1 pseudogene is annotated in these 279 nt (G+C 71.0%); it reads left to right on the top strand.

The features are described 5' to 3' along the window. Positions 1-279, top strand: a pseudogene (locus FJ658_RS16535) (hypothetical protein); the annotation flags it as partial.

Genomic DNA, 279 nt, shown 5'->3' on the forward strand with positions numbered 1-279 from the left:
CCACCACGCAGGGCCTGCGCAACCTCATCCTCGGCAAGCAGGTCTCGACGATCGCGAAGTTGTACCGCGACGAGGCGACCGCTGCCGCCAAGGTCGCGGTGAAGCTGCTGTTCGGCGAGGAGCCCGACGCCGACGGCGAGCTCGACGGCACGCCGTTCGTCTCGGTCGGATCCTCGCTCGTGACCTCGGCGAACGTCGCGTCCTACCTCAACTCGGGCGCCGTCTCGGCCTCGGCCGTGTGCTCCGGGATCGAGGCGGCCTGCGCCGCCCTCGGCCTGT

Source organism: Schumannella sp. 10F1B-5-1 (assembly GCF_006517535.1).
In the GTDB taxonomy this organism is placed as follows: Bacteria; Actinomycetota; Actinomycetes; order Actinomycetales; family Microbacteriaceae; genus Schumannella.